The sequence below is a fragment of the Motilimonas sp. 1_MG-2023 genome (genome assembly GCF_030547455.1).
Classification (GTDB): Bacteria; Pseudomonadota; Gammaproteobacteria; order Enterobacterales; family CBDFNC01; genus Motilimonas.
Window position 1 is genome coordinate 23,773 of the sequence record NZ_JAUOPX010000052.1, and the last position, 6,686, is coordinate 30,458.

Genomic DNA, 6,686 nt, shown 5'->3' on the forward strand with positions numbered 1-6,686 from the left:
GCTACTCCGGGCCTTCGCCCTTAATTAGTATTTATCTATATTGGTCAGTAATGAGACCAAGTTATTCATTTAATCTTGGTGAGTGCTTAAGCCGAGGCTATGGCATAAGGTCTCAAGTTTGTCTTGTTGGCCTTTGCGCGCCATTTCGGTAAGGGACACGGTAGGCTGATGAATTAATTTATTGGTTAATTTGAATCCTAATTCTCGGATCACGGCTTCTACATCACCGCCTTGTTGTAATTTGGCCAGGGCTTGATTAACACAAAGATCGCGAGTTTGCTCACTGCGCTGGCGATACTCTCGGATATGGTTAACCGACTGCAAGGAAGCAAGCCAAGCCATGAATTCTTTGCTACGAGCAGTGACAATACGTTCGGCATCTACCGCAGCTTTCTGCCGCGCTTCCATATTTTGCTCTATGATACCTTGTAAATCGTCCACAGTATAAAGATAAGCATCGTTAAGCTCTGCCACTTCACTTTCAATGTCACGAGGGACAGCAATATCAACCAACAACATAGGTTGATGCTTGCGCTGTTTTAACGCCGTCTCTACTGCGCCCTTACCTAATATCGGCAATGGTGCCGCGGTTGAGCTGATAACGATATCAGCTTGGTGTAAATAGTGTGGAATTTCCCCTAAGGTGATCGCCTTGGCACCATATTGCTCTGACAGTAACTCTGCGCGCTCTATGGTTCGGTTAGCCACAAACATTTTCGCCACATTTTGCTCAACTAGGTGTTTTGCCGCGAGTTCAATGGTTTCACCTGCACCAATTAACATCACTTTGGTATCAGATAACTCAGAAAAAATCTGCTTAGATAGGTTAACCGCTGCATAAGCCACCGATACGGCATTGGCGCCAATATCGGTTTGCGAACGAATTTGCTTTGCCACCGCAAAGGTATGTTGAAACAGTTTATCTAGAATGCGAAAAACTGCGCCCACTTCCCGCGACACGCCATAGGCCTGTTTAATTTGCCCAAGAATTTGCGGCTCGCCCAGCACGAGTGAATCTAAACCGCTGGAAACTCGAATAAGGTGGGCAATCGCTTGCTCTTGCTGATAAACATAGAGACAAGGCCGAAGTTCTTCTTTATCGATATGGTGAAATTGACATAACCAGTCTAATAGCTGTTCTTCATTGCCCGCCTCAATATGGCCATACAATTCAGTGCGGTTACAGGTCGAAACAATGACCAGCTCATTTAATGCTTCAATGGTTAACGCTTGTTGATGGGCACTCGCCATCGCATCTGGTGCAAAGGCAAGTTTTTCCCTTAGTGCAACAGAAGCCGTTTTATGGTTTATTCCCAGAGCAAACAGTGTCATCTAAATCACTTTATAATTCGCGAGGGCGCAATTTTACGGAAAACTCCCTCTTAATAAAAGGGATTGCTGACTGGTTTTGCTTACTTGGCCTCGCTATACTGGTTTCGCACTTCAAAAAGGGATCAAAATTGAATCAATTACGCTTTTGCTTATGCTTTATTATCATGGGCTTGTCAGGTTGTTCTCTGCTTCAGCCGACATCAAAACAACCACTAGCAGAATTTCCTCAACAAACCCAATTAGCCGAGCTTGACCATTGGCAAATAAAGGGCAAGATGGCTATTCGCCAAGCAAAACAACAACCCGTGGCCCTTGATATGCACTGGCAGCAACAAGGAGAACAGTTTCACATCACCTTCACTAAGCTATTCAAAACCGTGTTGGAAGTGAAGCAAGACAAATTTGGCGCTTGGCTGCGCGACAACAATGGTGAAGAGCATTACGCCGCCAATGCGCAGTTATTGATCCAACAATTAACCGGATGGGTGTTACCGTTAAATCAAATGCAGCAATGGGTAAAAGGTGTCCCTCTCGATGCTTCTGCGCAGTTCGATGAGCAAGGCAATGTCATCAGTATCGATGCCATCGTAGAACAGCAGCCTTGGCATCTTACCTTAGGGGGACACACGCAAAGCCAAGGCCTAACGTTACCGAGCAATCTTAGCCTTAAAAACAATGACAACTTACTGAAACTAAAAATATATGAGTGGACCTTTGAGCAACCTTGATCCCATACGCTGGCCAGCGCCTGCTAAATTAAACTTATTTTTATACGTTAACGGGCAACGCCCGGATGGCTATCATGAATTACAAACACTGTTTCAGTTTGTGGACAAGGCCGATTACTTAACGATTCAAGTCAATCAATCTGGCCATATCAGTATTGCCCCAGAGAGCGAGATTAAGCTTGAAGATAATCTCATCTATAAAGCCGCTCGCGCATTACAACAATTCAGTGGCACAAAACTTGGCGCGCACATTGATGTCGAGAAAAACTTACCCATGGGGGGGGGGCTGGGCGGTGGCTCTTCCGATGCCGCCACGACCCTAGTCGCACTGAACCAACAATGGCAATTAGATTACAGTAATGATGTTTTAGCTGATATCGGCGTAAAATTAGGTGCCGATGTCCCTATTTTTATTCACGGACGTGCTGCAATTGCTGAAGGTGTCGGTGAGAAACTAACCAGTGTCGAAGTAGCCGAGCCTTGGTATGTGATTGCCGTGCCGCCGGTACACGTTGCGACCGTCAGCGTGTTTACCCATAAAGAGCTAATTCGACACACCCCTAAATGCTCAATAGAGCAGTTATTACAGGCTTCTTGGCATAATGATTGTGAGCCTTTAGTTAAAAAACAATATCCCGAGGTTGCCAAGGCAATTGACGCCTTGATAGAATACGCGCCGTCGAGATTGACGGGAACGGGCGCATGTGTTTTTGCAACTTGCAATAACCAGCAGCACGCCCAATCAATTTTAGACAGTTGCCCTGCGTGGCTGAACGGATTTGTAACGCAGGGAAGTAATGAGTCTGCCTTATATAAGCAGTTGAAATTGCGAATAAAAAAATAAATCGTCGATATTGTTTTATCTGACCTAAGCATCAGTAAAACGTCCAGCGTAAGCTGGTATCACTCTAAACAGGAAGCAACCTGAGGTTCCCCACCGTGCCTGACATGAAGCTGTTCACTGGTAATGCGACGCCAGAACTTGCCCAGAAGATCGCTGACCGCCTTTTCACTAAACTTGGTAGTGCCGAAGTCGGTACTTTCAGCGACGGAGAAATTAGCGTACAAATTAACGAAAATGTACGTGGCGGCGATATCTTTATTATCCAATCTACTTGTGCGCCAACCAACGACAACCTAATGGAACTGATCGTTATGATTGATGCACTGCGTCGTGCATCTGCTGGTCGTATTACAGCTGTTATTCCTTACTTTGGTTACGCACGTCAAGACCGCCGTGTTCGTTCATCTCGTGTGCCAATTACCGCAAAAGTAGTGGCAGACTTCCTTTCTAGCGTTGGCGTTGACCGCGTGATGACTGTTGACTTACACGCTGAACAAATTCAAGGCTTTTTTGATGTACCAGTAGACAACGTATTTGGTAGCCCTGTGTTACTTGAAGATATGTTGAACAAAAAACTGGTTAACCCGGTTGTTGTTTCTCCAGACATCGGCGGCGTGGTACGTGCACGTGCTCATGCTAAGTTACTTGATGACGCGGATCTGGCTATCATTGATAAACGCCGTCCAAAAGCTAACGTAGCGCAAGTTATGCACCTTATTGGTGAAGTTGAAGGCCGTGATTGTATTATTGTCGATGACATGATCGATACGGGCGGAACACTATGCCAAGCAGCGAAAGCATTGAAAGACCGTGGTGCTAAACGCGTATTTGCATACGCTACCCATGCCGTGTTCTCGGGTAACGCTCCTAAGAACATTGCTGAATCAGTTATTGACGAAGTGATTGTAACTGACTCAATTCCACTTTCTGCTGAGATGGCAAAAATTGATAAAGTAACGCAATTAACATTGAGCGCAATGCTAGCTGAGGCTATCCGTCGCGTTAGCAATGAAGAGTCAATTTCTGCGATGTTCCATCACTAAGTTGAACAGATTTTCATTCTAACTAGATTTAACTGCAGTTAGAGTAAAAAACAGTTTGAGAAAAAGGCGCTGCCACGTTAACATGGCGCGCCTTTTTTTTATGGCGTTTTTAGGCTGGTCGCAAGCCTAGAAGCAATTATTATTTATTGGAGAAATACTATGTCAACTATCACTCTTAACGCTGAAGTGCGTACAGATTTAGGGAAAGGTGCGAGCCGCCGCCTACGTCACGCAGATAAAGTACCAGCGATCCTTTACGGTGCAGGTCAAGAAGCTGTATCACTTACTCTAACTCACAACTCTGTGATCAAAGTAAACGATGTTGAAAGCTTCTACACTAGCGTTATCACGCTAAATGTTGACGGTAAAGAAGTACAAGCAGTACTAAAAGACATCCAACGTCACCCGTTCAAGCCAAAAATCCAACACTTAGATTTCTTACGTGTTGATGCTACGCAAAAACTACAAACTGTATTACCACTTCACTTCATCAACGAAGATACAGCGGAATCAGTTAAATCAGGCGGCGTATTAGCTAAAACTGCTCACGAAGTTGAAGTTAGCTGTCTACCTGGTGCTCTTCCAGAGTTCATCGAAGTTGATGTTAACGAAATTGCACTTGGCCAAACGATCCACATTTCAGATCTAAAACTACCTGAAGGTGTTGAATCAGTTGAGCTAGCTAAAGGTGCTGACCACGACCAAGCCGTTGCTACTGTTGCAACAGCTAAAGGCGCGCCAAGCACTGAAGAGGAAGCTGCTGAATAATCGTGACGACGAATATTAAGTTGCTTGTGGGCCTGGCTAATCCAGGCCCCGAATATCAGCACACTCGACATAACGCCGGCGCTTGGTTTATTGAAGAACTTGCGCGATACCATCATATCCAGCTCAAACCGGAAGCTAAGTTCTTTGGCTTAACGGGCCGCATTCAGATCGAAAATCAAGATATACGCCTACTTATTCCCACTACGTTTATGAACCTCAGTGGTAAAGCCATTGTAGCCATGGCTAACTTTTATCGGGTCGCCCCTGAAGAAATCTTAGTGGCTCATGATGAAATGGACATGCCCCCTGGCGTAGCCAAGTTTAAATTAGGCGGCGGACATGGCGGCCATAACGGGTTGCGCGATACCATTAATAAGTTGGGTAATAACAAGAATTTTTATCGTTTACGAATTGGCATCGGCCACCCCGGTCATAAAGATAAAGTAACCGGCTATGTATTAGGGAAAGCGCCAGTACATGAGCAAGCTTTAATTGAAAGCGTGGTTGATGAAGCAGTTCGCACAACGAATATACTGGCAAAAGACGGCATCGCAAAAGCGATGAATCGACTTCACAGCTTCAAAGCAGAATAATTTAAGGTAAACACTCATGGGTTTTAAATGTGGCATCGTTGGTCTTCCTAATGTAGGTAAATCAACTCTATTTAATGCATTAACACAAGCAGGCATCGAAGCGGCTAACTTTCCATTTTGTACGATTGAGCCAAACACAGGTGTAGTTCCTGTGCCTGACCTACGCCTTGACGCCCTATCTGAGATCGTTAAGCCACAACGCGTGATCCCAACATCAATGGAATTTGTTGATATTGCAGGCCTAGTCGCAGGTGCATCAAAAGGCGAAGGCTTAGGTAATAAGTTCCTTGCTAACATTCGTGAAACAGATGCCATTGGCCATGTTGTACGTTGCTTTGAAAATGACAATATCGTTCATGTTACAGGTAAAGTAGACCCAGCTGATGATATCGATACGATCAATACTGAATTAGCACTAGCTGATTTAGACAGCTGTGAAAAAGCGTTAATCCGCGTGGCGAAAAAAGCCAAAGGCGGCGACCAAGATGCTAAATTTGAAATCACCGTACTTGAAAAAATTAAAGCGCACCTTGAAGAAGGTGAAATGATCCGCAGTCTAGGCCTAGAAAAAGAAGAAACAGCAGCCGTTGCGTACATGAACTTCCTCACAGGTAAGCCCACCATGTACATCGCTAACGTCAATGATGATGGCTTTGAAAACAACCCTTACCTAGATATCGTTAAAGCCATTGCAGAAAAAGAAAATGCCGTGGTGGTAGCAGTGTGCGCTGAAATCGAAAATGAAATCGCTGAGCTAGACGAAGACGAGAAAAAAGAGTTTATGGACGAAATGGGCTTAGAAGAGCCTGGCCTAAACCGCGTTATCCGCTCAGGTTACGAATTATTAGAGCTGCAAACCTACTTTACTGCAGGTGTAAAAGAAGTGCGCGCTTGGACCTTCCCGAAAGGCTCTACTGCACCACAAGCCGCTGGTAAGATTCATACCGATTTTGAAAAAGGCTTTATCCGCGCAGAAATTATTGGCTACGACGATTACATTCAATTCAAGGGCGAATCTGGCGCAAAAGAAGCCGGGAAATGGCGTCAAGAAGGTAAAACATACGTCGTTAAAGATGGCGACGTAATTCACTTCTTATTTAACGTTTAAGTTAATCTAAGCTGCAGATTAGATAAGCCTCGCACTGCGAGGCTTTTTTGTATCTGGATAAAAACTATTGACGCTTAGCGCCAATATCAGCGTATCTCGCTTTCGCTAGCAGCCGCAATGCGGGAGATCTTCGTCTTTATCTAATAGTCGATTAACAAATCACCAAACTGGCAAGCTAGCGTTTAATTTATAAGCACACAGAAGAAAACTCGCTTTTTTTTACTAAAAAACTATTGACGCTTAGCGCCAGTATCAGCGTATCTCGCTTTC

Annotated in this window: 7 protein-coding genes; 6 read left to right on the forward strand and 1 reads right to left on the reverse strand. The window is 44.7% G+C overall.

Features of this window, described 5'->3' with window-relative positions; translation table 11 throughout:
• Window positions 1-69: 69 nt before the first annotated feature.
• Window positions 70-1,332, reverse strand: coding sequence for a glutamyl-tRNA reductase (hemA, locus tag Q4519_RS19270; protein WP_232800199.1), 1,263 nt, complete (start codon window positions 1,330-1,332; stop codon window positions 70-72).
• Between the two features lie 128 nt (window positions 1,333-1,460).
• Between hemA and lolB the strand changes: the two genes are divergently transcribed.
• From lolB to ychF, 6 genes are all read left to right on the forward strand, one after another.
• On the forward strand, window positions 1,461-2,060 hold the full coding sequence (gene lolB / locus Q4519_RS19275; RefSeq protein WP_303515117.1) for a lipoprotein insertase outer membrane protein LolB: 600 nt from the start codon (window positions 1,461-1,463) through the stop codon (window positions 2,058-2,060).
• Window positions 2,035-2,904: a 4-(cytidine 5'-diphospho)-2-C-methyl-D-erythritol kinase gene (gene ispE, locus Q4519_RS19280; RefSeq protein ID WP_303515118.1), complete on the forward strand. Its 870-nt coding sequence runs from the start codon at window positions 2,035-2,037 to the stop codon at window positions 2,902-2,904. Before lolB ends, ispE begins: the two co-directional genes overlap by 26 nt.
• Before the next feature lie 95 nt (window positions 2,905-2,999).
• Window positions 3,000-3,947, forward strand: a complete 948-nt coding sequence (locus Q4519_RS19285; protein ID WP_232800196.1) for a ribose-phosphate pyrophosphokinase — start codon at window positions 3,000-3,002, stop codon at window positions 3,945-3,947.
• Between the two features lie 159 nt (window positions 3,948-4,106).
• Window positions 4,107-4,715, forward strand: coding sequence for a 50S ribosomal protein L25/general stress protein Ctc (locus Q4519_RS19290; RefSeq protein WP_232800195.1), 609 nt, complete (start codon window positions 4,107-4,109; stop codon window positions 4,713-4,715).
• A gap of 2 nt (window positions 4,716-4,717) precedes the next feature.
• Window positions 4,718-5,308, forward strand: a complete 591-nt coding sequence (gene pth, locus Q4519_RS19295) for an aminoacyl-tRNA hydrolase (RefSeq protein ID WP_303515124.1) — start codon at window positions 4,718-4,720, stop codon at window positions 5,306-5,308.
• Between the two features lie 16 nt (window positions 5,309-5,324).
• Window positions 5,325-6,416, forward strand: coding sequence for a redox-regulated ATPase YchF (gene ychF, locus Q4519_RS19300; RefSeq protein ID WP_232800193.1), 1,092 nt, complete (start codon window positions 5,325-5,327; stop codon window positions 6,414-6,416).
• Window positions 6,417-6,686 lie beyond the last annotated feature (270 nt).

Excerpts from the sequence above, each read along its gene's own strand:
- ispE (WP_303515118.1), top strand. The coding sequence starts at position 2,035 with ATGAGTGGACCTTTGAGCAACCTTGATCCCATACGCTGGCCAGCGCCT.
- hemA (WP_232800199.1), bottom strand. The coding sequence starts at position 1,332 with ATGACACTGTTTGCTCTGGGAATAAACCATAAAACGGCTTCTGTTGCA.
- ychF (WP_232800193.1), top strand. The coding sequence starts at position 5,325 with ATGGGTTTTAAATGTGGCATCGTTGGTCTTCCTAATGTAGGTAAATCA.
- Q4519_RS19290 (WP_232800195.1), top strand. The coding sequence starts at position 4,107 with ATGTCAACTATCACTCTTAACGCTGAAGTGCGTACAGATTTAGGGAAA.